Consider the following 23,270-nt stretch of genomic DNA (forward strand, 5'->3'; position numbering starts at 1 on the left):
GTCGTCTGCGAGCGCGACCGGGTCACACCGCCAAAGGGGTGGCTGTCACTTCAGGTGGGCGGCGAGCGGGATGTTCTGCGCCCGGAGGGCGGTGGCGATCAGGCCGGCGATCTGTCTGGCGCCGGCCGCCTCGAAGTGGGTGTGGTCGTTGCAGAAGAACGCGCCGACCGCGCCCGTCGAGTAGTCGCCGTTGTTCGGGCACAGCCTGAGCGTGTTGTAGAGCGCCACGCTCTTGGCGTGCAGGTCGATGACCGGTACGCCGTTGGCGGCGGCCGCAGCCGTCGTCTCGGCGACGAAACCGCGATTGCCGACGGCGGAGCCGCCGCTGCAGGTGATTGCCGCGACCGGGGTGACGAAGATTGGCTTCACCCCTCTGGCTTTGGCAGCCGTCGCCATGACGCCGAGCAGTTCCTTGAAGCGATTGGTGCCAACGTGTCGCGGGCAGGCCGAGTCACCGTCGTTGATGCCGAACTGGATGATCAGATAGTCACCGTTCTTGAAGCCGCTGCCGGTGTCCAGCATCGCCGACCACCGCGCGCTGTAAGCAGTCGAGCTGAGCGTGCACTCGCCGGCCGAGTTCTTGGTGGAGGTCACATTGCCCTCGTAGAGCCACGTCTGGATGCTGCGACCGCCGACGGCACTGTTCTGCACGGTGACGTTCGACGTGAAGTAGGACGCGAACTGGCTGCCCCAGCCGATCGGACAGGAACTGGCGTTCATCATCGTGGAATCGCCGGCCATCCACACCTTGATCGGCGCGGGTGCCGATGACGTGGAAGGGGTCGCCTGCGGTGTGCTCGGCTCGGGGCAGGGCGTTGGCCCCGGCGTGGGCGTCTGCGCGGTGGGGGTCGCTGCCGGTGGGCCGGCACAGGTGATGCCGTTGAACGAGAACGACGACGGCACCGGGTTGCTGCCGCTCCACGAGCCGGTGAAGCCGAAGTTGACCGATGCGCCGGAGCCGACGGCACCGTTGTAGCTCACGTTGGTGGCGGTCACCGCCGTGCCGGTGACCGTGACGGCGGCGTTCCACGCCTGCGTCACGCCCTGCCCGGGGGCGAGACTCCACCCCACGGCCCAGCTGGTCACCGCGTCACCGAGGTTGGTGACGACGACATCGGCCCCGAACCCGCCGGTCCACTCGCTGGTGACCCGATAGGCGACACCGCACGCCGGGGTGGCGGCCTGGGCGGTGGCGATGCCGAGCCCGCCGGCCACGACGGTCAGGACCGTTGCTGCCAGGACCACGAGACGCCATCGGCGAACCGTCATCGGGTTACTCCTGCCTTGATCGGAGACGCTTGCCATCATGTGGCGGCGGCGCACGGGAAGCCGTTGAGGGCGAAACCGGTCGCTCCGCCGAGCGGGCTGTCGGTGACGAATCCGAAGCTGACCGAACCGGCGGCCGGGATAACCGCGTTCCAGGAGGCGTTCACCGCCGTGGCCGCAGCGCCGGACTGGGTGACGGTGGAATTCCAGGACTGCGTGATCCGCTGACTGCCTGGCAGGGACCAGGTCAGTGTCCAACCGTTGACCGGGATGGTGGAGGTGTTGCTGAGCGTCACGTCGAACTGGGCGCCCGTACCCCAGTCACCGGTCTTGCGGTAGGTGACCGCGCAGGCCCCCGCAGGAGCGGTCGGCGCAGGGGTGGTCGGCGCAGTCGTGGGGGGCGGGGTCGTCGGGTCCGGGGTCGTGGTCAGTCGTGCGCTGAGGACCGGGGCCAGCCTGTCGGTGATGGCCTGATGGCCCGCGTCGTTCGGGTGCACCGAGTCGCTCAGGCCGCCGGACGGCAGCCAGCCGGTGGTGTCCACGTAGAATACGTTGGCGTCACCCGCGGCGTTGCGTGCCCGCACCGCCGCCTCCGTCTCCGTGGCATAACGACCGATGAACGTCCGCATGGCGAAGAGCTTGGCGTTCGGGAACCTGGCCCGGATCCTCGTGAGGAAGGTGGTGTACGTCGCCTGGAAGGCCGCGGCGCTCACGCCATGGCTCTTGTCGTTGGTCCCCAGGTTGATCACCACGCCGTCGGCCGTGTAGCGGGAGAAGTCCCACGGGTCGGTGCCGGCCTGGCCACCGGACGACATCCAGTAGCGTGTCTCCTGCGCCCAGCATCCATCGGTCGTCTCGGCCAGACACATGCCACCGATCGCGATCTGGGTGTGGTCGTAGCCGAGCCTCTCACCGACCTTGAAGCCGTAGTCGGTCACGGCAAGCTGACTGCTCGTGGCCCCTGCGGTGATCGAGTCACCGACGAACTCGACCAGCTTGGGGCGGGCCGGTGGCGCGAATGTGCCCGCGCCCGACTCCAGGATCAGCCCCTGGAAGACCGCGTCACCCGTGTAGGAGCCGGCCACCTGCCGGTAACTGACGATCAACGTGTGGTTGCCGGCCGCCAGCGCGGTCGGCGTCAGGTTGATCGTGCCGGAGCCCGTGAAGGACGTGAACGCCCTACCGTCGATGCTGGCCCACAGCTGGATGGTGTTGCGCTGCCGGAGCTTCACCGTTCTGCCGGTGAACCCGACCCGCAGGTACGCGCCGGCCCAGTAGGGCACGTAGGCCGAGGCGTTCGTCTTGTTCCACCGGCCGACGAAGCTGATGTTCGAGTCGGCCGGCGTGCCGTCACCGACCGCAGCCTCGGCGCTGAGGACCGGCAGACCTGCGGCGAGCACCCCGGCGGCGACTGCGATGAGGGCCGCGGCCCGCAGGGAACGAATCTTCGTCATCGGATGGGGTTCCAGCCGTCGTTACCCGCCAGGTAGGCGGTGGGTGTGTACTGGGTGGCGGTGGAGGCGCTCATCTGGGGCCGGTCGGCGTTGATGACGGCGCCAGCCCCGGTGCTGCTGTACTCGGCGAACCGGGCGGTCCGCCACGAGAAGCCGGACATGTCGGTCCAGGGGTCGGTGCGGATGTGTGCGCCCATCGCGACGCCCCGGTAGAGGACCTGACCGCGGGCGTTGACGTCGCCGCTGGGGTGCCAGGGCCGGCCCAGATAGACGGTCCTGGCGGGAGCGTTGCTGGTCAGTGTGGTTCCCCAGAACAGGAAGCCGAACTTGTTGTTGATGTCGGTGGCCGCAGCGGTGAGGTAGCCGTTGTTCGACGACGAGCCCCGGGTGAGCGAGTGCACGGTGCCGTTCTGGAAGACCATGGTGCCCCGCCCGAAGATGAAGTCGACGTCACCCTCCACGTAGGAGTTGCGGACGTAGAGACGCCGGACCGAGCTGACACTGGGTGCGTTGACCAGCAGGGTGTCCTGGTTGCCGAGGATGCGGACGTTGTCGAACTGCACCCGGTCGCCGGAGGTGTTGACGGCGACGGCCTGCTCGGCGTCGAGGGTGTTGGCGGCCTCGTTGAAGTCGTTCGACATGGTCAGATTGCTGATCGTGGTGTCGTTGGCATTGACGAAGACCGAGGCACTGCCGGACGTGCCGTACGTGCCGCCACCGGGCTTGGTCTGGCCGGCCGCGTGCCCTTCGACGATCACCACCTGGGCGGCGGAGCTGCCGGCGCCGGCCAACGTGAGGTGGGGCTTGTTGGTGGGAATGGTGACCACGCCCCGGTAGGTGCCGGGTTTGATGGTGATGGTGACCGGAGCGCCGTTGTTCGCCGCGACACTGTCGATCGCCGCCTGCACGGTCGTGTAGTTGCCGCTGCCGTCGGCGGCCACGGTGATGGTCGCGGACGCGGACGCGGCAGAAGCCATCGAGACTGCGGCGGCGAGAGCGCACACCGTCACCACCGCCACCGAGCGCACGCGAAGAACCCTGCCGGACGTGGTCATAAGCGTTCTCCGATCCCACCGGGCCGCTGCCGAAGATGATGTCGACCGGCAGACGACGACGTTAAGTGAACGTTAACATCGATGACCGAGAATATAAAGGTGGCGGGCACGGAGGGTGCGCCACCCGTTCATCCGACCTGAACGTCTCTCTCGGACGCGGCGGGCTCGGTGGCCACCGACGGTGTCCGCCTGGGCAGCAGGAGCGGGGTGGCGAGCAGGAGAACGCCGGAGATGGTGATCGCCGCGAGAGGGCTGGTGAGGGTCGCGAGGACGCCCCAGATCACCACCAGGGCCGCCTGGACGAGTCTGCTGACGGCACTCCACGTGCTGAGGACGCGGGCGGTGTGGCCGAGCGGGGTGCGGTGCAGTCGCTCGGTCGCGTAGATCGGGTTGAAGACGCCCATGCAGGTGATCAGCAGGCCCTCGACGACGATCACGGTGACGAGTCCGGGGATGCCCGGCTGGACGAACGCGAGACCGAGTGGGAAGACCGAGCGCAGCCACCCGGACACGATCATGACGCGGTGCCGGCCGTGGCGGGCCACGAGGCGCGCGGACAGGCGGGCGCCCACCAGGCCGCCGAGCGCCGGGACGCCGAAGGCGAGGCCGTACTGCCAGGCCGGGAGGTGGTACTCGCCCAGCAGGAGGACCGCCAGGAGCGGGGCGGTGGCCATGATGAGGCCGCCGACCAGGATGGAGTTGAGGAACAGCCCTCGCAGGGCACGGCCGTGCAGGATGAACCGCCAGCCGACCAGAAGATCGGCGCCGCGCAGCCGGCCGGCACGGTCCTGGGGCGACGCGACGTCGCCGCCGCGAATGCGCAGGACCGCGAGCGCCGACAGCAGGTAGCTGAGAGCGTCGGCCGCGACACTGACGACCGGGCCGAGCAGCCCGACGAGCGCGCCACCGAGGGGCGGGCCCACCGCCGTCGCCGCCCAGCTCGTGGCCTCGAACCGCCCGTTCGCCACCAGCAGGTGATCGCCCTGGACGAGATACTTGAGGTACGCGCCGGACGCGGCGGCGAAGGCGATGCTCGCGGTCCCGGAGAGGACCGAGACGACCAGCAACTGGCCGTAGGACAGCAGACCGAAGGCGTACGCGAGCGGGACACTCGCCATGGCCACGAACCGGATCAGGTCCATGGCGACCAGCACCGGACGCTTCGCCCGGCGCTCGACCCACGGCCCGAGCGAGAACGCCACGACCGCCGCGACGGCCGGTCCGGCCGCCGCCAGGATCGACACGGCGAACGCCGGCGAGTGCAGGACGCGAACCGCGATCAGCGGGAACGCGCCGTAGGCGATCCACGTGCCGTACGTGCTGACGGCGTACGCAGACCACAGCCAACCAAAACTGGACCCCAACCGTGCGCCCATCCGCCCCCCTCGTGACAACCGACGTTCGGGTCCGGGCAGCACACCAGCGCCGCCGACGTCGGCGCAAACAACCAACGTCCGGGCGTGTCACAACCAACGGTTGTACGGGTGGATGATGGTCCGGTGGATACCGAGGCAGTGCGATCGTTCGTCCGGGCGGCCGAGTTCGGGCAGTTGCAGCACGCGGCCGAGGAGCTGGGCGTGACGCAGCAGGCCGTGTCGAAGCGGATCGCGGCCCTTGAGCGCGCCCTCGACGTCCGGCTGTTCACCCGTACTCCCCGAGGGGTCGAGCTGACGCTCGACGGCCAGGCATTCCTCCCGCACGCCCGGGGCATCGTGGCCGGGGTGGACCGCGCCCTCGCCGCGATCAGACCGGGCTCGCGGGCCCTGCGGATCGACGTTCTCGGCCTGCGGTCCGCGCAGGCCGTCGTCCTGCACGACTACTGGCGGTCACATCCGGAAACCAAGCTCGACGTGGTGACCCTGCGGGTCAACGACCCGCGCGCGGCGGTCGCCGCCGTCCAGGCGGGCGACATCGACGCCTCGTTCCGCTCGGTCACCGACCCGACCACGCTGCCGCGCGACGTGCGGATGATCCACGCGTTCGACTCACCCCTGGAACTGCTCGTCGGCCCGCGGCACCCGCTCGCCTCCGCGCGCACACTGACACCGGCCCAGCTGCGCGGGCACCGGATCTGGGTCCCCGGCATCGCGCCGGGAAGCGAATGGTCGGACTTCTACGACCAGCTCGCCACCGACTTCGACCTGCGCATCGACGCCGCCGGCCCGAACTTCGGCAACGAGGTGCTGCTCGACATCCTCGCGGACTCCGCCGACGTGGCGACAGTCGTCGGCGCGCGCGACCGGTACCTCTGGCCGACGAACCACGACCTGCGCCGCATCCCGATCGCGCGCCCGACGCTCGCGTACCCGCTCTCGCTCATCCTGCCGCGAGCGAACCCGCACCCGGGCCTGCGGGCGGTCATCGACCACGTCGCGAGCCTGGCGCCACTGCCGGCGACGACGTGGCGCCCGTCCTGGGCAGCGAAACCGGGCGGCATTCCCGGAAGCTGATGGCCGCGAGCCCGCAGCACCCCGCCGGCCGACCGCACTCGCCGCGGTCGCGCCCTAGCAGGATGAACGGATGTCGAGGGCGACCGGACTGCGACGAGGGTTTCTTTTGGGGGCCGCGTCGATCCACCGGCCGCTCGTTCGACGTGTGGGGTGAGGGCCGAGGGGCGGCCCCGCCGGACGAGGAGAACAAGTTGTCGAAGTACATGCTGATCATGCGAGGCACCGACGAGTCGAACGCCGCCATGATGGCCTCGATCGACGAGGCGATGGTCGCGACCCGCACGTTCATCGAGGAGATGGTCAAGGCCGGTGTCCTCCTCGCGGCCGAGGGGCTGGACGATCCGGCCCAGGGCGTCGTGGTCGACTTCGGCGGCGAGGCCCCGGTGGTCACGGACGGGCCGTACGGCGAGACCAAGGAACTGTTCGGGGGCTACTTCCTGCTCGATGTCGCCTCGAAGGAGGAGGCGGTGGAGTGGGCCAGGAGGTTCCCCGCGGTCCGCGGCTCCAAGATCGAGGTCCGGCGGGTGGCCGAGGCCGACGAGGTCCCGACGGACAGCGCGAGCAACGGCCACCTCTGATGGGTACGGCCGACGTCGAGGCCGTCTGGCGGATCGAGTCGGCGCGGATCGTCGCCGCGCTGACCCGGTTCACGGGCGATTTCGAGCTGGCCGAGGACGCCGCCCAGGAGGCGGTGGCCGAGGCGCTGGTGTCATGGCGGCGTGCCTCCCCGGTCAATCCGGCCGGTTGGCTGATGGCCACGGCCCGACGGCGGGCCATCGACGCGATCCGCCGCCGAAGCGCGCTCCAGCAGCGGTACGCCCTGCTGGCGGTCGACGCGGCGGCCTGCCTCGTTGACGAGGACATCGACCCCGACCGGATCGACGATGACGTGCTGGCGCTGATGTTCGTCAGCTGCCACCCGGTGCTCTCCCCCGAGGCCCGGGTGGCGCTGACCCTGCGCGTGGTCGGCGGCCTGTCCAGCGAGGAGATCGCCCGCGCGTTCCTCGTGTCCGTGCCGACCGTGCAGGCCCGCATCACCCGCGCCAAGAAGACGATCGCGGCGGCCCGGGTGCCGTTCGAGCTGCCGCCGGCCGCCGAGCGCCGGGAACGGCTCGGCGGCGTGCTCAGCGTCCTGTACGTGATCTTCACCGAGGGGTCGACGGCCACGTCGGGCGACCGGTTGCTGCGCCCCGACGTCGCGTACGAGGCGATCCGGCTGGCCCGTACGCTGGCCGCGCTGCAACCGGACGAGCCGGAGGTGCACGGCCTGCTCGCGTTGTGCGAGCTGACGGCCGCACGCTTTCCGGCCCGGACCGGCCCGGACGGCTCGTCGGTCCTGCTGGAGGACCAGGACCGACGGCGGTGGGACGTGTCCGCGATCCGTCGCGGGCTGACCGCGCTGTCCAGGGCGTCGGCTCGCGGGCTCGGCCCCTACGGCCTGCAGGCCGCGATCGCCGCCACCCACGCGTCGGCGCCCTCCGTCGAGGCGACCGACTGGGAGCGGATCGTCGTGCTCTACGAAGCGCTCGGCCGGGTCGCCCCCTCACCGGTGGTCGACCTCAACCGGGCCGTCGCCGTGGCCATGGCCTCGGGCCCGGCGCACGCCCTGGCCATCGTGGACGAGCTGATCGCCGCGAACCGGCTCCCCGGATCGCACCTGGTCCCGACCGTACGCGGGGAGCTGCTGGCCCGGCTCGGACGGCGGGCGGAAGCGCGGGCCGAGCTGGAGCTGGCCGCGCGGCTGTGCGCCAACCAGCGTGAGCGCTCGGTGCTGCTGCGCAAGGCGTCGGAGTCAGCGAGCCCAGGACCGGTGCCGCCCAGGCCCTCCGGACCGACCATAGATTGACACTTTTCGTTACGGCAGTGATAGTAACTGCATACCGCTCCCATCGGATCGCCTGTGGGGACCCCGCCGGGTGGTCGACGCGTTCGCCTCGACCTGGCCCGTGGCCTGCGCTGACCGCTGCGGTCGCAGCGTGAACGAACAGCCGCCACCGCCGCCGCCGCCGGGAGCCCACCGTGAGATCCGTTGGAGGGGTGCATGAGAAGGAGATCGAAGATCTACGTGGGGCTGGTGACCGTCATCGTCCCGGTTGCCTCGGTGATCATGATGCTCGGCGCTACACCGGCCGATGCCGCCGTCGGCGGTTCCGGGCCCTATCCCGCCGACTACGAGACGTCGGCCAGCCTGGCCAACCACACCATCTTCCGGCCCCAGACCCTCCCGTCCGAACGCCTCCCCATCTTCGTCTGGGGCAACGGCGGGTGCTCTGCCAACGGCCTCTCCCAGGGCAACTTCCTGCGCGAGATCGCCTCCCACGGTTTCCTCGCCATCGCCAACGGAGCCCCGAACGGGTCCGGCTCCACCACCTCCCAGATGCTCACCCAGTCCATCGACTGGGCCGTGGCGGAGAACTCCCGGCAGGGCAGCAAGTACTTCAACAAGCTCGACACCACCAAGGTCGCCGTCGCGGGCTTCTCCTGCGGAGGGCTGGAGGCGTACGCGGTCTCGGCCGACCCGCGCGTCACCACGACCGGGATCTTCAGCAGCGGCCTGCTGAACGACGCCGACGACTACCAGCTCAGGAGGCTGACCAAGCCGATCGCCTACTTCATCGGCGGGCCCAGCGACATCGCCTACCCCAACGCCATGGACGACTGGGGCAAGCTGCCGGCCGGGCTGCCCGCCTTCATGGGCAATCTCAACGTCGGTCACGGCGGCACCTACGACCAGGCCAACGGCGGCGAGTTCGGCCGCGTCGCGGTGCTCTACCTCAAGTGGCGCCTGAAGGGTGACACCACCGCAGGCGCCAACTTCGCCGGCCCCGACTGCGGCCTGTGCCGCAACCAGTGGACCGTCCAGCAGAAGAACCTGACGCTCGACGGCGGCACGCCGCCCACCACGCCGCCACCCACGACACCTCCGCCCACGACGCCCCCGCCCAGCACACCCCCGCCCAGCACACCTCCGCCGACCACGCCGCCGCCCACCGGCACCCCGGCCTGCACCGCCGTCTACTCAGTCCAGGACCAGTGGAACGGCGGATTCGTCGCCACCGTGACCGTCACCGCGGGGACGTCCGCGCTCACCGGCTGGCGGGTCACCCTCACCCTGCCGAGCGGAGCTTCGGTCAGCTCGGTGTGGAACGGCGTCGCCAGCGGTACCAGCGGCACCATCACCGTCGCCAACCAGAGCTACAACGGACGACTGGCGGCAGGTCAGACCACCAGTTTCGGGTTCCAGGGCACCGGTAACGGCAGCGGCACCACCGCCACCTGCACCGGAAGCTGACGTAGGCCAGTTCTGCGGTTCGGCGCCGGGGGCGCCGGCCCGCAGAGCGGGCATGCCCTTGCACGGCTAGACGAGTAAGTCCTAACTCAAGAGGGGGCTGGGGCTGGGGCTGGGGCTGGGGCGAAGGACGCTGGTCATCCGCTTTGGCTGCCCGCCGTCTCGATGTGCTGTTGAGCGGTATACCTCAGAGGTATGAATATGACTCTGCGGTATACCGCTTACCACCGCATCCGCCCCCACGAAGGTGGCCGAGGGTCTACCGCAGGCCGGCGGGTAGCTGCGCCCCGACGGGTCATCGGCGGAGCGTGGCGGGGAACGATCAGACCTGTCGCCACACCTGGAAGGTCTGCTGAACTCGCCACGTTCCGTCGGGCTGCTGTGCCTCGTTGCGCCAGCGGAACTCGTCGGCGCAGATGTCGGAGAAGGTCCACCGCAAATCACCGCCGTCGAGCACGATCTGCTCGCCGACGCGGGCCGCCCGGAAGGTGTGCGTCCGCTGCCGGCCCGGCCCCACCCAGGTCGAGCGCCAGATTCCCGGCCCTGCCGTAGGATCGGGGAATCGCACGCTGACGCCGTGTTCGACGCCGGGCAGGATCCAGACATCGGTGGTCGCCCGACCGCCCAACGCGTACCCGAAGTGCCACTCGCCCCGGCGGACGGACGACGACCCGTCTGGGTCGTACTCGGTGCAGTCCAGCGCCCAGGAACCCGTGAACTGTCCAAACAGGCTGAGGTCGACGCCATCGGCCGGGCCGTCCGCGAGGAAGGCGGCACCGACGGCGCGGGATGAGTCGCGGAGCATGTCAGAACGATAGCCACACCACCGAAGCGGGTGAGGTAGCTCGTGACGGCGGCCCGGAACTGGCGAATGAGCGCACGTTCGGAGAAGTCCGGTGTGAGCGAATGCCCGATACTGCTGGACGTGAGTGAAACGGCAGGCCCGGACCGCTGGAATGTGGCGAACACGGCCCTGCGGGCGGCTGCCGACCGGTTCACCGAGATGGTGGCCGCCGCGCCGTCGCCCACGGTCATGGTCACCGACGACTGGACCCTCGCCGACACCGTCGCGCACGTGGTGTCGATCGCGGTGCTTTACGTGTCCCGAGTGGACGGCACGGAGGTCGGCATCCGGGTGCCGGGCCTGGAGGACATGCTCGCCGTCACGAACGTCGACACGGTGGCCGACGTCAACAGCCACGTGCTCGCCCACTTCACCGAGCGGGAGCCCGAAGTCCTGCTGCCGCAGTTGAACACCGCGATCGCCCGCCTCCTGGCCACGACCGCGGATCCGCGGTCGACGGTGAGTTGGCTGGGCAACGCGCGGGTGACGGCCGGCGGCCTGTTCGCCCATCTGACCAACGAGCTGCTCGTGCACGGCTGGGACATCGCGCGGGCGCTGCGCCGACCGTGGCCGATGCCGGACGAACACGCCGCGCTCTACTGGGACCTGTTCATGTTCGACATGCTGCGCGACTCGTACGGGGTGCTGCTCAACACCGAGCTGCCGATGCCTCGCCACCACGTGTCGGTGCAATTCCGATCGGCGTTCACGCCGACCACGACGCTGACGCTGGGCGACCGCAGGGTGTGGATCGCACCGCCCGACGCCCCGTTCGACGTGCGCGTGAGGTTCCAGCCCGCCCGTTCAACCTGATGATGTTCGGCCGGATCAGCATCGCGCAGGCGATGCTGCGGCGCGACGTCGTCATCGGCGGGCCACGGCCGTGGCGGCTGCCCGCGTTCCTCCGGGTCGTCCACATGCCCAACGGTCGGCTCGCGCCGGCGGGAACGGAGAGCGCCGATCGACGACGGAGCGACAGGCCGAACGGCAGCGCTGGCGACCGGTGATCGTCGTACGCCGCGACGGCCGGCCAGCTGTCAGCTGGCCCGGTAGGTGAGGTAGCGGCCCTCCGGCCAGCTGTGGAAGTTGTTGAGCTCGGTTGCCGGACCGCTGCAGTCGGGGGTCCGGTAGCCGGGCACCGAACCGAAGCCACCGCTCCAGGTGAGCATCCAGGCCGCGTCGGCCGGGACCTGGTGGCAGATGCCGTCGGGTGTGGCCAGCCTGCCGGCCACTTCGGTCGGGTAGCTCGAGTAGAAGACCAGGCCCTGGTCCGGGCTCTGGAACGGTTCGCCGGCCACCGCGGGCGACCCCGGCAGCGTCACGGCCAGCGCGGCGATCAGGACGGCGGCGAAACCCGCCGCGGTCCGGTGGGCGAATGTGCGCATGAGCGTCCTTCCCGGAACGGCGTTGAAAGAGCGGACCGAAAGCTGACTCGGTCCAGAGTCAGAGTGACACGCATCGATGCCTCAGTCCATCCGGGACGCCTTTCGACACGGATCGCGGCAGACGCACGCGCTTGATCACGTCGGAGAGAAACCCTCCAGGTCCCGCCCGGCCAGCTCGACGTCGGCCAGGGAAGGTCGCTGCCCCGGGGGCACCTGCGGCCCGCCTCTCGGTGACGCAGGTCGACGGGCGGCGGCCTACGCGTGAGTGCCGCCGGTGATGGTGGCCAACGCATCGAGCAGCGGCAGTGGGTTGATGTAGTCGCGGTACGACAGGATCTGACCGTCCCGGACCCGGAACACGGCGATGACGATCTGCTCGAACGCCGCGCCGGTCGCGACGACGCTGCCGAGCGCCGCATTCACGATGTCACGGAGCGTGTCCAGGGGACATCGTAAGCGCCGCCGCGCGGGCGCGGTGTCCCGCTGCCGCGTCAGGAAACCGCTTACCCGAGGCTATTGACGGTCGTCACTGGCTGTCAGTACCGTGATGCGGGCAGCAAGAAAGCGCTTTCCGACCCTCACCGTCCGACAGGGAGCGCCCCCATGCCCAAACACCTGCGCGCGATCTGCCTCGCCCTGCTCACCGTCGCCACCGTGCTGAGCACCACCACCGCCCTGCCCGCCGAGGCCGCACCGCGCTTCCGGGTGCTGGTCTTCTCGAAGATCACCAACTTCTACCACGACTCGATCCCGGCCGGCGTCGCCGCGATCCAGCAGCTCGGCGCCACTCACAACTTCGAGGTCGTCGCCACCACCGACGCGGGCGCCTTCACCGACGCCAACCTCGCCACCTTCGACGCCCTGGTCTTCAACAACACCAACTCCACCCCCGCCTCGGGTGACCTGCTCAACGCCAGCCAGCGCGCGGCGTTGCAGACGTTCATCCGCAACGGCGGCGGCTGGGCCGGCCTGCACGCCGCCTCGGCCAGCGAACGCGACTGGCCGTGGTACGAGGGCCTGGTCGGCACCATCTTCGACTACCACCCCGACTTCTCGGCCACCGGCGGCACGTACCCGGGCCGGGTCAAGGTGCTCGACCGCGCCCACCCCTCCACCCGCAACCTGCCGGAGCTGTGGGAGCAGAGCGAGGAGTGGTACAACTGGCGGACCAACCCGACCGGCAACGTGCACACCCTCGCGCAGATCAAGGTGCGCGACGGGATCAGCGGTCTGGACGAGGGCGTCGACCACGCGTACTCCTGGTGTCAGCGCTACGACGGCGGCCGGTCGTGGTTCACCGCCGGCGGGCACGCCAGCTCCCGGTTCAGCGAGCCGGCGTTCCTGGAGCATCTGCGCTACGGCATCGAGTGGGCCGCCGGCGCGGTCGCCGGCGACTGCTCCGCCACCAGGACCGGAATCTTCGAGCGGGTGGGCCTGGTCACCGAGAACCTGGCCGACCCCTTCGAGCTGGCCGTCGCCCCGGACCGGAAGGTCTACTACATCCAGCGCACCGGCGCGCTGAAGGTGGTCGACTCGAACACGCTCCAGGTCACCACGCTGCTGGACTTCGCCTACACCTCGGCGATGACCGACCAGTCCGACGGGCTGCTCGGGATGACCCTGGACCGCAACTTCGCCAGCAACGGCTGGGTCTACCTGCTCTGGTCCGACAAGACCCTCAAACAGCTCAACCTGTCCCGGTTCACGGTGGCGAACAACAGCGTCGCGCTGTCCTCGGAGAAACGGCTGCTGACCGTTCCGACGTACCGCGGCGTGGGCCGGGCCAACTCGCACATGGGCGGCTCGCTGGCCATTGACGCGGCCGGTCGCCTGTACGCAGCGATCGGCGACAACACCGACCCGTTCGCCTCCAGCGGTTACACCCCCATCGACGAGCAGGCCGGCCGGGCCGCCTGGGACGCCCAGGGCACCGCCGGCAACACCAACGACCTGCGCGGCAAGATCCTGCGGATCACCCCGCAGGCCGACGGTACGTACACCGTGCCGAGCGGCAACCTCTTCCCGGCCGGCACGGCGAAGACCCGGCCGGAGATCTACGCGATGGGTATGCGCAACCCGTTCCGGATCACCATCGAGCCGCAGACGAACGCGGTGCTGGTCGGTGACTACGGCCCGGACGCCCGCGCCGCCGACCCCAACCGCGGTCCGGAGGGGACTGTCGAGTTCAACCGCATCACCGCCGCCGGCAACTACGGCTGGCCGTACTGCGTCGGCAACAACATCCCGTTCAACGACTACAACTTCGCCACCAGCACCTCCGGGGCGAAGTTCACCTGCGCGGCGCCGACGAACAACTCCCCCAACAACACCGGCCTGACCACCCTGCCGGCGGCGAAGTCGGCGCTGGTCTGGTACGCGTACTCCGCCTCCAGCCAGTTCCCCGAGGTGGGCACCGGGGGCGGCGGCCCGATGAGCGGGCCGGTCTACGACTACGACCCGGCCAACACCCGCACCACGAAGTTCCCGGAGTACTTCGACGGCAAGTGGATCACGTACGAGTTCACCCGCAAGTGGTTCAAGACGCTCTCGATCCACCGGACCGCGCAGACCTTCACCAACTCGCGCTTCGGTCCCACCGCGGTCGGCGACCTCCAGTCGATCAACGGAATCTTCGACAACATGAGCTGGATCCAGCCCTTCGAGGCGGAGTTCGGCCCGGACGGCTCGCTCTACGTCATCGACTTCGGCGAGGGCACCGGCAGCGGTCGTGGCGGCAGCAACGCCGGCGCCGGCATCTACCGGATCGACTACGTGGCCAACGGCCGACCACCGACCGCGAAGATCGCCGCCACCCCGGACAGCGGACGCGCGCCGCTCGCGGTCAGCTTCTCCTCGGCCGGTACGGCGGCCGGTGACGGCTCGGCGCTCAGCTACGCCTGGGACTTCTCCAACGACGGCACCACCGACTCCACCGCCGCCAACCCGAGCTTCACCTACTCGACGGCCGGGAAGTTCACCGCCCGGCTGACCGTGCGCAACAGCGGCAACGGGTTGACCGCCAGCGCCGTCACCGACGTGGTGGTCGGCAACACCCGACCCACGGTGACCATCACCGTGCCCGACGGCGGGTTCTTCGACTTCGGCGACAAGATCCCCTACACGGTGATTGTCACCGACCCGGAGGACACCACCATCGACTGCGCCAAGGTGACCGTCCAGACCCAACTCGGCCACGACACGCACGCCCACCCGCTGGACGTCTACACCGGCTGCTCGGGACTGCTCGCGACCGAGGCGGACGCCGGTGACGGCCACGGGCCGGGGCAGAACCTCTACACCGTCGTCACCGCGCAGTACACCGACGGCGGCGCGGCCGGCGGCGTACCGGCGCTGACCGGCTCGACCCGGGCGCAGCTGCAACCCAAGAGCAAGGAGGCCGAGCACTTCAGCGGCCAGTCCGGCCTCACCGTGAACGACCGGACCACCGCCCGCGCCGGCAAGCGGCTCGGCGATGTCGACCACAACGACTGGGCGGCGTACGGGCCGGTGGACCTGCGCAACATCGGCTCGGTGACGCTCGGGGTGACCAACGGCGGGCTCGGCGGCGTCATCGAGCTGCGCACCGGCTCCCCCACCGGCACCCTGATCGGCTCGGCCACCATCGGCTCGACCGGCGGGTGGGACAACCTGGTCTCGCCCACCGTCACGCTGACCAACAAACCCGCCGGCACCACAGTCCTGTACGCCAGGTTCGTCAACGCCGCACAGGTCGGCGGCACACCGGACCTGCTCTCACTGGACTGGCTGCGGTTCAACGGGGCCGGCGTCAAGCAGGAACCGGGCGGGACGCTGTCGCTCGCGGCCAACCCGGCCAGCGGCACCGCGCCGCTGACCACCACGCTGACCGCCACCGCGACGGCACCGTCGGGGCAGAGCATCACCGACTACGCGTGGGACTTCGGCGACAACAGCGCCGTCACGCACGGCGCGACCCTGCGGTCGACGAGTCACAGCTACACGCGCAAGGGGACCTTCACCGCCCGGGTGACGGTCACCTACACCAGCGGGGAGACCCGCTCGCTCAACCTCACCGTCACTGCCACCTGATCGGGAGTCGGGGGCGGACAGGCCAAACCGCCGTCCGCCCCCGCCGAGACGGCCCTGCGGAGCCGCTGACGGCGCAGATCTTGGACAGTTTCCGTTCGGCCCGAACGGAAACTGTCCAAGATCTCCCCTCGGACCTCGGCGACATCCACCTGAGCGTGTGACATATTGCCCACGTCCGGGGGCAGCGAGTTCCGGCAGCCGATACCTACAGTCGGGGCCATGAGCACCGACACCGCCGTGCGGGGCTGGCTGCGCGACCGGGGCGCTGAGCAGATCGCGCATCCCGGGGGCAATCTGTACGCCCACCTGTGTCGCGTCAGCGACCGACTCGCCGCGCTCGGCTGCGACGGCGACGTGCAGGCCGCGGGCCTCACCCACGCCGTCTACGGCACCGACGGGTTCGACCTCACCCTGCTCGATCGGGCCGATCGTGCGGTCCTGCGGGATCTGATCGGCGCCGACGCCGAGGAGCTTGTCTATCTGTACGGCGCCTGCGACCGGGAACGCAGTTGGCGGGAGCTGGCCACGACCGGCCAGGTGTTCGACCGCTTCGTGGGTCAGGTGAGAACGACGAGTGGGGCTCAACGTCGGTCGCTCATCGACCTGAGCATCGTCAACGAACTGGACGTCATCGAGCGACCCGCCATGGGAGCGCTCCCCCACCTAAGCCGTCGACGGTTAATCGAGGATTTGCACGGTGTTACGGATCGCCGGAGATAGAAGATCACGTCGCGGCCACTGTGCCTAGATCGTCTTTCCAGGCGCTGGCAGAGCGGGATCCGCGCTCCCAGGTGGATGGTCAGATCGGGAAGCGGCCCTGGCGCCATTGCCAGTGGCGGCCGGCCGCCAGGTGGTCGACGATCGCGCGCTGGAGGGCGGTGCGGCGCGGCAGTTGATCGAGCGGCGTGCTCAGGGTGCGGAACGTGAACCGCAGCACCTCGACGTCGGCGTCCAGCCCCTCCGGCTCCTCGTAGGGCTCCAGCTCGAACCGTCGCTGGAACCGGACGATGTTGGAGTCCTCGGGCAGGTACTCCCGCAGCTGCGGGTCGAGCAGCCACGAGCCGCAGGAGAACTCCGTGTAGCGCTCGTCGGGGAAGTGGCGCGGGAAGAACGCGCGGGCCTCGTCGAGCGACGCCGTGATCGCCTCCGGCGTCAACGGTCCCGACTCCGGGATGTGCAGGCCGAGGGTCGTGCCGCCCCGGTGGTGCTGCAGCCGGCCCAGCTCGTAGACGCCGCCGCGCACATGCAGCGTCAGCCAGCTCTGCATCACCGGCCAACCCTCACCCCGCATCCGCCGATCGACGGCGAGATTGCGGCCCAGGTCCGCGAGGGTCAGCCAGGAAACGGCATCGGGCACGCCGTGGTCGCGGTGGTAACCCCGGACGACGTCGACCAGGGCGAGGTACGCGTACACGTAGAGGTGCCGCCACGCGTTGCCCCGTTCGCGCGGCAGCTCCGGACCGGGCGGCAGCCAGACGTGGCCACCGAGATCGGCACGGACCAGTGCGATCGAGCGGTCGAGCAGCCAGCACAGCTCCGGAGTCCACAGTGCGGAGTCGGGGTCCGGCCAGCCCGCCATGATCTCCGCGGCGTCGTCCGGCCGCACCGCGAGCCGGTCAAGGAGCGCGGGCGCGTCGGCCCTGGCTGGCAGCGGAGCCGACGGCTGGTCCCCGGCGAGCCGGTGCACACGCTCGACGTCCTGGACGGGCACCCCGAGCCGGGCGGCGATGTCCTCCAGATCCATGCCGACGAACCTACCGCCGGCCGGCGCCTTCCCACAGCCCGCGACTGCTCAGTCTCCAGGCACCGCCCCAGCGAGGTACACGGCGAGCGGGCGGCGCAGTACGGTGATGTCGCTGGTCGGGTCGCCGTCCACGACCAGCAGGTCGGCGTCATAGCCGGGGCGGACGCGGCCCTTACTCCGCCCCAGGCCACACACCTCGGCGCCGACCGAGGTCGCCGCGGCGAGGGCTGCTGTGGCGGGGATGCCACACGCGACGTACTCGACGAGCGTCTCCGGCAGGATCCCGTGCGGCTTCGCGGGGCCGAGGCCCGCGTCCGAGCCGGCCACCAGGCGAACCCCGGCCCGGTGCAGGGTGGCGGCGGCGGCGCGCAGCGCGGCCTCGCTGAGCCCGGCCCGCGCCGCCATCTCCACCACCTCCGGCGGGGTGATCACGGCTGGGTCGGTGCCGAGCGTGGCACAGACCGCCACCCCGGACATGGCCAGGCGATCCGCGAGGTCGTCGGGGACGTGGGCGCCGGCCGCGGTCACGCACGTGCAGTGCTCGATGCCGTCGACACCGACGCGCAGGGCCTGCTCGACAGCGCTGAGCGCGTGCGCGTGCGCCGTCACCGGCAGGCCGAGATCATGCGCCCGGGTCACCGCAGCGGTCAGCTCCTGGTCGCTGAACTGCGGCCGGGTGGTGTCGGTGCCGGGGGTGAACACCCCGCCGCTGGCCATGACCTTCACCAGGTTGGCGCCGGCCGCCGCCTGCTCACGCACGGCCGCGCGGATCCCGTCGACGCCACTCGCCTCGCCCCCCATCCACCAGCAGTGCCCGCCGACGCTGGTGATCGGCGCGCCCGACCCGACCACCGTTGGTAGGTCGTCGCGCACCCCCCGGTCCCGCCACCGCAGCACGGCACCGCGGCGGTCGCCCAGGTCCCGGACGGTCGTGACGCCGGCCGCCAGGTGCGCACCCAGTGACGCCTCGACGACCGCGTCGAGGTCCGTCTCAGGACGTTCGGCGAGCCGGCCGAGCGCGTCCGGCCCGGCATCGGCGCACAGGTGCACGTGCGCGTCGATCAAGCCCGGAAGCAGGGTGCCGTCCGGATGCTCGCGCACCGGCCAGTCCTCCGGCGCCTGCGCCCAACCCCGGTGCACGTCGGTGATACGACAGTCGTCCAGCAGGACCAGCACCCCGCCGTCCACGAGCCGCTCGCCGTCGAACATCCGCGCCGCCCGGACAGCATGCTTCGTCATCGGTCCTCCCCCGTCGAGCTGAACAGTTACCACCGGCTCTGCGCTGACGGCGCCCCGCGAACAAGGGGCCCTGGTCAGCCCGAACCTGCTCGCCGGTTTCCCGGCGCCTCCCGTGGGCACGGCTGGCGTCAGGCTCGGACCGGTCGAGGTGGGGCTCATGGCGTCCACGATCCGCGCCGTCGAACCCTGCCACCTCCCCTTAGGAGGCGAGCCCTGTCCCTCACCAGAGGGAACGGCGCCAGCTCATGGTGAGCGCCCCGGCGAGGGCCAGCCCGAGCAGCGGCGCGACGCCCACCCCGGCGAGCGTGCACCCGACCGCGAGCAGTGCCGGCGGCACCCAACACCACGCGGGCACGGTCCGTGGGGCACGGCCGCGCCGCCGTGCCGCCGCCTCCACGGCCATCGGCACGACAAGCACCGGCAGCGCGGCGGCCAGCAGGGTCAACCACGGCAGGACGAGGCGGTCGAAGCGGGCAGCCGCCAGCATCCCGCCGAGCACCGCGACGGCGAGCATCGCCACGCGGGCCGGCACCCGGGGTGCCAGGCCGCGCACCGCCAGAGCACCGGAGTACGTCGTGGTCAGCGCCGCCGCGAAGACCGCCACCGCGACGAACAGATTCGCGTACGCCGCCAGTCCCGAACCGGCGGCGAGCAGCGCGACCACGTCCGCCGAGCCGGTTCGCAGCCACAGGCCGGCGCCCGCGAGCACCCCGAGCAGCGCGGGCCCGATCAGCAGGCCCACGCACCAGGCCAGGTCCCGCCGTCGGGCGAGGTCGACGCTGAAGTCCGGGGCGCGCAGCGCGAACACCGCGGCGTACCCGATCAGCGCAGCGGCGTCGGCGAGCCCGCCGGCGGCGACACGGACCGGAGCACCCGGTGGCGGCAGCACGGTCAGGCACCAGCCGACCAGCACCACCGCGCTGAGGGTGGTGACGACCGCGACCCGGTTGCCGAGCCGGGCCGGCGCCCAGGAGACGGCGAGGACCGCCACCTCCAGCAGCGCCGGCCCGGCCCAGCCCGGCAGGTGCGTCAGAGCGGCGAGGGAGGCGCCGCCGAGCCCGACGTTGAAACCGTTCCAGCCGATCATGGACACAGTCAGCACGGCCGCCAGCAGCAGCCGCGAGGTGTCGCCCAGGTAGGCGGGCAGCACCGCGGTAAGCGTTCCGCCGTCGCCGAGCGGCCGGCGCAGGCCGATCCGGCCCTGCCCCCACAGCAGCGCCGCCATCAGCACCCCGCCGACCAGCAGGCCGGTCACCGGCACCGGGCCACCGTGCCGGGCGGCCATCGCCGCACCGAGCACGAGGGTGGCCGGCGCGGTGCCGATGCCCAGCCAGGCGCCGACCGCCGCCGGCCACCGCCGTTCGGGAGCCTCAGACAACGTGGCGCAGGTAGCCGGTGATCGCCGCGTCCAGCACCTCCGCGCCCGGACGCGCCCACACCTCGGCGGAGAAGACCTCCACCTCGATCGGGCCGACGTAACCGGCCGCGTCCACGGCCTCGCGCAGCCGACGCAGCTCGATGCAGCCGTCACCGGGCAGCGCCCGACCCAGCAACACGCCCTCCGGCAGCGGAGTCACCCAGTCGCAGACCTGGAAGGCGGCGATCCGGGCCCCCGCGCGGGCGATCTGCGCGTACACCGTGTCGTCCCACCAGACGTGGTACGCGTCCACGACCACGCCGACCACCGCCGGGTCGAACCGCTCGGCGATGGCCAGCGCCTGGCCGAGGGTCGCGATCACGCACCGGTCGGCGCTGAACATCGGGTGCAGCGGCTCGATCGCCAGCCGTACCCCGGCAGCCGCCGCGTGCGGTGCCAGCTCGCCGATCGCGTCGGCGACCCGGGCCCGAGTGCCGTCGATGTCCCGACTGCCGGGCGGCAACCCGCCGGAGACCAGCACCAGCTCGGGCGCGCCCAGGACGGCCGCCTCCTCGATGGCCCGCAGGTTCTCCGCACGCCAGTCGTCGCCGGAGAAGAAGCCGCCCCGGCACAGCGAGGTGACGGCGAGACCCGCGTCCCGGACCAGCTTCGCCGAGCGGGCCAGCCCGTACTGCGTCACCGGCTCCCGCCACAGCCCGATGCCCGGCACGTTGGCCGCCACACAGCCGGCGACCACCTCGGGCAACGGCCAGTGCTGGGCGGTCGCCTGGTTGAACGAGAACCGCTCCAAACTCATTGCTCCACACCCGCCACTGTGAAGAACGACCGCGCGCGGGCGGCGGCCAGGTCGACGTCGGGCAGCAGCCCGGCCGCGTCGGCCAGGGTGAGCAGGGTCGCCAGGTGCGCCGGGGACCGCCCGGACTGCGCGCCGCCGACCATGGTGAAGTGGTCCTGGTGACCGGCCAGCCAGGCCAGGAACACGATCCCCGTCTTGTAGTGCCAGGTCGGCGCCGCGAACAGGTGCCGGGCCAGCGGCACGGTCGGCGCGAAGATCTCGTCGTACGCCGCCAGGTCGCCCCGGTCGAGGGCCGCCAGCGCGGCGGCGGCGGCCGGCGCGATCGCCGCGAACACCCCGAGCAGCGCGTCGGAGTGGCCCACCTCGTCACCCCGGATCAGCTCCGGGTAGTGGAAGTCGTCGCCGGTGTAGAGGCGTACCCCCGCCGGTAGCCGGCGGCGCAGCGCGACCTCCCGGCCGGCGTCGAGCAGCGACACCTTGACACCGTCCACGGTGGACTGGTGCGTCTTGATCAGCTCGATGACCGTGTCGGCGGCCAGATCCAGATCGACAGATCCCCAGTAGCCGGTCAGCGCCGGGTCGAACATCGGCCCGAGCCAGTGCAGCACCACCGGTTCCCCGGCGGCGGTCAGCAGCTCGTCGTACACCCGCAGGTAGTCCTCGGGGCCGCGGGCGGCGGCGGCCAGGTGCCGGCTGCACATCAGCACCGGCCGGGCGCCGGCCGCGCGGACGTCGTCGAGCTGTTCGCGGTACGCGGCGGCGACCGCCGCCAGGGTCGCCGGGCCGGCCGGCAGCTGGTCGGTGCCGACACCCGCGACGATCCGGCCGCCCACGGCGCGGGCCTCGGCGGCGCTGCGCCGGATCAGCTCCCGGGTCGCCGGATAGTCCAGGCCCATCCCCCGCTGGGCGGTGTCCATCGCCTCGGCGACCCCCAGCCCGTACGACCAGAGGTGCCGCCGGAACGCGAGGGTGGTGTCCCAGTCCACCGCCGCCGGGGCCCCCGGCACGTTCTCCGCGCCCGGGTCGGCGACCACGTGCGCGGCGGCGTACGCGATCCGGCCGGTCGCCGGGGCGGCCGGGCGGGCGAAGCCGCTCCCCCCGGCCAGCCGGTGTCGCCGCCCGCCCGGCAGCACCACGTCGGCGGCGCTCATGCGCGCAGCTCCGGAACCTGGACGCGGACGCCCTCGCGGGCCGCGCGCAGCCCCAGCTCGGCGAGCTGAACGCCGCGCGCGCCGGCCAGGAAGTCCCACTGGAACGGCTCGCCGGCCACAACGTGCCGCAGGAACGCCTCCCACTGCACCCGGAAGCCGTTGTCGAACTCCTCGTTGTCGGGCACCTCGGCCCACTGGGCGCGGAAGTCCTCGGTGACCGGCAGGTCCGGGTTCCACACCGGTTTCGGGGTGACCGCCCGGTGCTGCACCCGGCAGTTGCGCAGTCCGGCGACGGCGCTGCCCTCGGTGCCGTCGACCTGGAACTCCACCAGCTCGTCGCGGTACACCCGCACGCCCCAGGACGAGTTGATCTGCGCGATGATCCCGCCGTCGAGTTCGAAGATGGCGTACGCGGCGTCGTCGGCGGTGGCCGCGTAGGTGCGGCCGTCCTCGTCGACCCGCTCGGGCACGTGGGTGGCGGTCACGCAGGAGACCGCGTTGACCCGGCCGAACAACTCCTCCAGCACGTAGTGCCAGTGCGGGAACATGTCGGACGTGATCCCGCCGCCGTCCTCGGCCCGGTAGTTCCAGGACGGGCGTTGGGCCGGCTGCCAGTCGCCCTCGAAGACCCAGTAGCCGAACTCGCCCCGCACCGAGAGGATCCGGCCGAAGAAGCCGCCGTCGATGAGCCGCTTGAGCTTGCGCAGACCGGGCAGGAACAGCTTGTCCTGCACGACGCCGGTGCGGACGCCGGCCGCGTCGGCCGCCCGGGCCAGGTCGAGCGCGCTGGCAGTGTCCTCGGCCAGGGGCTTCTCGGTGTAGATGTGCTTGCCGGCCTCGATCGCCTGGCGGATCGCCTTCTCGCGCTGCTGGGTGACCTGGGCGTCGAAGTAGATCTCGACGTCGTCACGGGCCAGCGCCGAGGTCAGGTCGGTGGTCCAGTCGGTGAGGCCGTGCCGTTCGGCGAGCTCGCGCAGCTTCGTCTCGTTACGCCCGACCAGGACCGGTTCCGGCCAGATGGTCGTGCCGTCGGCCATTGGCACGCCGCCGGACTCGCGGATGGCAAGCAGGGACCGGACGAGGTGCTGGCGGTAGCCCATCCGTCCGGTCACGCCGTTGACGATGATGCCGATGGACCTGCGGGTCATGGT

20 protein-coding genes are annotated in these 23,270 nt (G+C 71.1%); 7 read left to right on the forward strand and 13 right to left on the reverse strand.

The window, feature by feature from the left end; translation table 11 throughout:
- Positions 1 to 45 precede the first annotated feature (45 nt).
- From ABZT87_RS20915 to ABZT87_RS20930, 4 genes are all read right to left on the reverse strand, one after another.
- Positions 46 to 1,269, reverse strand: coding sequence for a cellulose binding domain-containing protein (locus tag ABZT87_RS20915; RefSeq protein WP_355137498.1), 1,224 nt, complete (start codon positions 1,267 to 1,269; stop codon positions 46 to 48).
- A gap of 35 nt (positions 1,270 to 1,304) precedes the next feature.
- Positions 1,305 to 2,720 (reverse strand): cellulose binding domain-containing protein, encoded by a 1,416-nt coding sequence (locus ABZT87_RS20920; RefSeq protein ID WP_355137500.1) that lies wholly within the window; start codon positions 2,718 to 2,720, stop codon positions 1,305 to 1,307.
- Positions 2,717 to 3,748: a pectinesterase family protein gene (locus ABZT87_RS20925; protein WP_355137502.1), complete on the reverse strand. Its 1,032-nt coding sequence runs from the start codon at positions 3,746 to 3,748 to the stop codon at positions 2,717 to 2,719. The genes ABZT87_RS20920 and ABZT87_RS20925 overlap by 4 nt, the downstream gene beginning before the upstream one ends.
- Positions 3,749 to 3,903: 155 nt before the next feature.
- The gene (locus tag ABZT87_RS20930; RefSeq protein WP_355137504.1) at positions 3,904 to 5,151 is read right to left on the reverse strand and encodes an MFS transporter; all 1,248 of its coding nucleotides are present in this window, start codon (positions 5,149 to 5,151) and stop codon (positions 3,904 to 3,906) included.
- A 123-nt stretch (positions 5,152 to 5,274) separates the two neighbouring features.
- Here ABZT87_RS20930 and ABZT87_RS20935 point away from each other — a divergent pair, with 123 nt between their 5' ends.
- The 4 genes from ABZT87_RS20935 (at position 5,275) to ABZT87_RS20950 (ending at position 9,517) form a co-directional block, all read left to right on the forward strand.
- Positions 5,275 to 6,225 (forward strand): LysR family transcriptional regulator, encoded by a 951-nt coding sequence (locus ABZT87_RS20935; protein WP_355137506.1) that lies wholly within the window; start codon positions 5,275 to 5,277, stop codon positions 6,223 to 6,225.
- 191 nt (positions 6,226 to 6,416) lie between these two features.
- On the forward strand, positions 6,417 to 6,803 hold the full coding sequence (locus tag ABZT87_RS20940; RefSeq protein ID WP_355065115.1) for a YciI family protein: 387 nt from the start codon (positions 6,417 to 6,419) through the stop codon (positions 6,801 to 6,803).
- The gene (locus ABZT87_RS20945) at positions 6,803 to 8,071 is read left to right on the forward strand and encodes a sigma-70 family RNA polymerase sigma factor (protein ID WP_355137508.1); all 1,269 of its coding nucleotides are present in this window, start codon (positions 6,803 to 6,805) and stop codon (positions 8,069 to 8,071) included. Before ABZT87_RS20940 ends, ABZT87_RS20945 begins: the two co-directional genes overlap by 1 nt.
- 195 nt (positions 8,072 to 8,266) lie before the next feature.
- A complete protein-coding gene (locus ABZT87_RS20950; protein ID WP_355137510.1) occupies positions 8,267 to 9,517 on the forward strand; it encodes a cellulose binding domain-containing protein in 1,251 nt (416 codons plus the stop codon).
- A 319-nt stretch (positions 9,518 to 9,836) separates the two neighbouring features.
- On the opposite strand, the gene ABZT87_RS20955 is transcribed toward ABZT87_RS20950, so the two are convergent.
- Positions 9,837 to 10,319, reverse strand: coding sequence for a hypothetical protein (locus ABZT87_RS20955; protein WP_355137512.1), 483 nt, complete (start codon positions 10,317 to 10,319; stop codon positions 9,837 to 9,839).
- Between the two features lie 120 nt (positions 10,320 to 10,439).
- On the opposite strand from ABZT87_RS20955, the gene ABZT87_RS20960 reads away from it, so the two are divergent.
- Positions 10,440 to 11,171, forward strand: coding sequence for a maleylpyruvate isomerase N-terminal domain-containing protein (locus ABZT87_RS20960; protein ID WP_355137514.1), 732 nt, complete (start codon positions 10,440 to 10,442; stop codon positions 11,169 to 11,171).
- Positions 11,172 to 11,395: 224 nt separating this feature from the next.
- On the opposite strand, the gene ABZT87_RS20965 is transcribed toward ABZT87_RS20960, so the two are convergent.
- Together ABZT87_RS20965 and ABZT87_RS20970 are read right to left on the reverse strand one after the other, a co-directional pair.
- Complete coding sequence (locus ABZT87_RS20965) at positions 11,396 to 11,743, reverse strand: hypothetical protein (protein WP_354856073.1); 348 nt, start codon at positions 11,741 to 11,743, stop codon at positions 11,396 to 11,398.
- A 255-nt stretch (positions 11,744 to 11,998) separates the two neighbouring features.
- Positions 11,999 to 12,166: a hypothetical protein gene (locus ABZT87_RS20970; RefSeq protein WP_355137516.1), complete on the reverse strand. Its 168-nt coding sequence runs from the start codon at positions 12,164 to 12,166 to the stop codon at positions 11,999 to 12,001.
- Positions 12,167 to 12,346: 180 nt separating this feature from the next.
- On the opposite strand from ABZT87_RS20970, the gene ABZT87_RS20975 reads away from it, so the two are divergent.
- Together ABZT87_RS20975 and ABZT87_RS20980 are read left to right on the forward strand one after the other, a co-directional pair.
- Positions 12,347 to 15,811, forward strand: a complete 3,465-nt coding sequence (locus ABZT87_RS20975; protein ID WP_355137518.1) for a ThuA domain-containing protein — start codon at positions 12,347 to 12,349, stop codon at positions 15,809 to 15,811.
- 219 nt (positions 15,812 to 16,030) lie between these two features.
- The gene (locus ABZT87_RS20980; RefSeq protein WP_355137520.1) at positions 16,031 to 16,531 is read left to right on the forward strand and encodes a DUF6817 domain-containing protein; all 501 of its coding nucleotides are present in this window, start codon (positions 16,031 to 16,033) and stop codon (positions 16,529 to 16,531) included.
- Positions 16,532 to 16,610: 79 nt separating this feature from the next.
- On the opposite strand, the gene ABZT87_RS20985 is transcribed toward ABZT87_RS20980, so the two are convergent.
- The 6 genes from ABZT87_RS20985 to ABZT87_RS21010 form a co-directional block, all read right to left on the reverse strand.
- On the reverse strand, positions 16,611 to 17,555 hold the full coding sequence (locus tag ABZT87_RS20985) for an acyltransferase domain-containing protein (protein WP_355065099.1): 945 nt from the start codon (positions 17,553 to 17,555) through the stop codon (positions 16,611 to 16,613).
- A gap of 48 nt (positions 17,556 to 17,603) precedes the next feature.
- Entirely contained in the window at positions 17,604 to 18,794 is a 1,191-nt protein-coding gene (locus ABZT87_RS20990; protein ID WP_355065097.1) for an amidohydrolase family protein, read from the reverse strand.
- 220 nt (positions 18,795 to 19,014) lie between these two features.
- On the reverse strand, positions 19,015 to 20,172 hold the full coding sequence (locus ABZT87_RS20995; RefSeq protein ID WP_355137522.1) for a hypothetical protein: 1,158 nt from the start codon (positions 20,170 to 20,172) through the stop codon (positions 19,015 to 19,017).
- Positions 20,165 to 20,968: a sugar phosphate isomerase/epimerase family protein gene (locus tag ABZT87_RS21000; protein ID WP_355065093.1), complete on the reverse strand. Its 804-nt coding sequence runs from the start codon at positions 20,966 to 20,968 to the stop codon at positions 20,165 to 20,167. The genes ABZT87_RS20995 and ABZT87_RS21000 overlap by 8 nt, the downstream gene beginning before the upstream one ends.
- Positions 20,965 to 22,119 (reverse strand): dihydrodipicolinate synthase family protein, encoded by a 1,155-nt coding sequence (locus ABZT87_RS21005; protein WP_355137524.1) that lies wholly within the window; start codon positions 22,117 to 22,119, stop codon positions 20,965 to 20,967. The genes ABZT87_RS21000 and ABZT87_RS21005 overlap by 4 nt, the downstream gene beginning before the upstream one ends.
- Complete coding sequence (locus ABZT87_RS21010) at positions 22,116 to 23,267, reverse strand: Gfo/Idh/MocA family oxidoreductase (RefSeq protein ID WP_355137526.1); 1,152 nt, start codon at positions 23,265 to 23,267, stop codon at positions 22,116 to 22,118. Before ABZT87_RS21010 ends, ABZT87_RS21005 begins: the two co-directional genes overlap by 4 nt.
- Between the last annotated feature and the right edge of the window lie 3 nt (positions 23,268 to 23,270).

Origin of the sequence: Micromonospora sp. NPDC005237 (assembly GCF_040607775.1) — a bacterium.
GTDB lineage: Bacteria > Actinomycetota > Actinomycetes > Mycobacteriales > Micromonosporaceae > Micromonospora.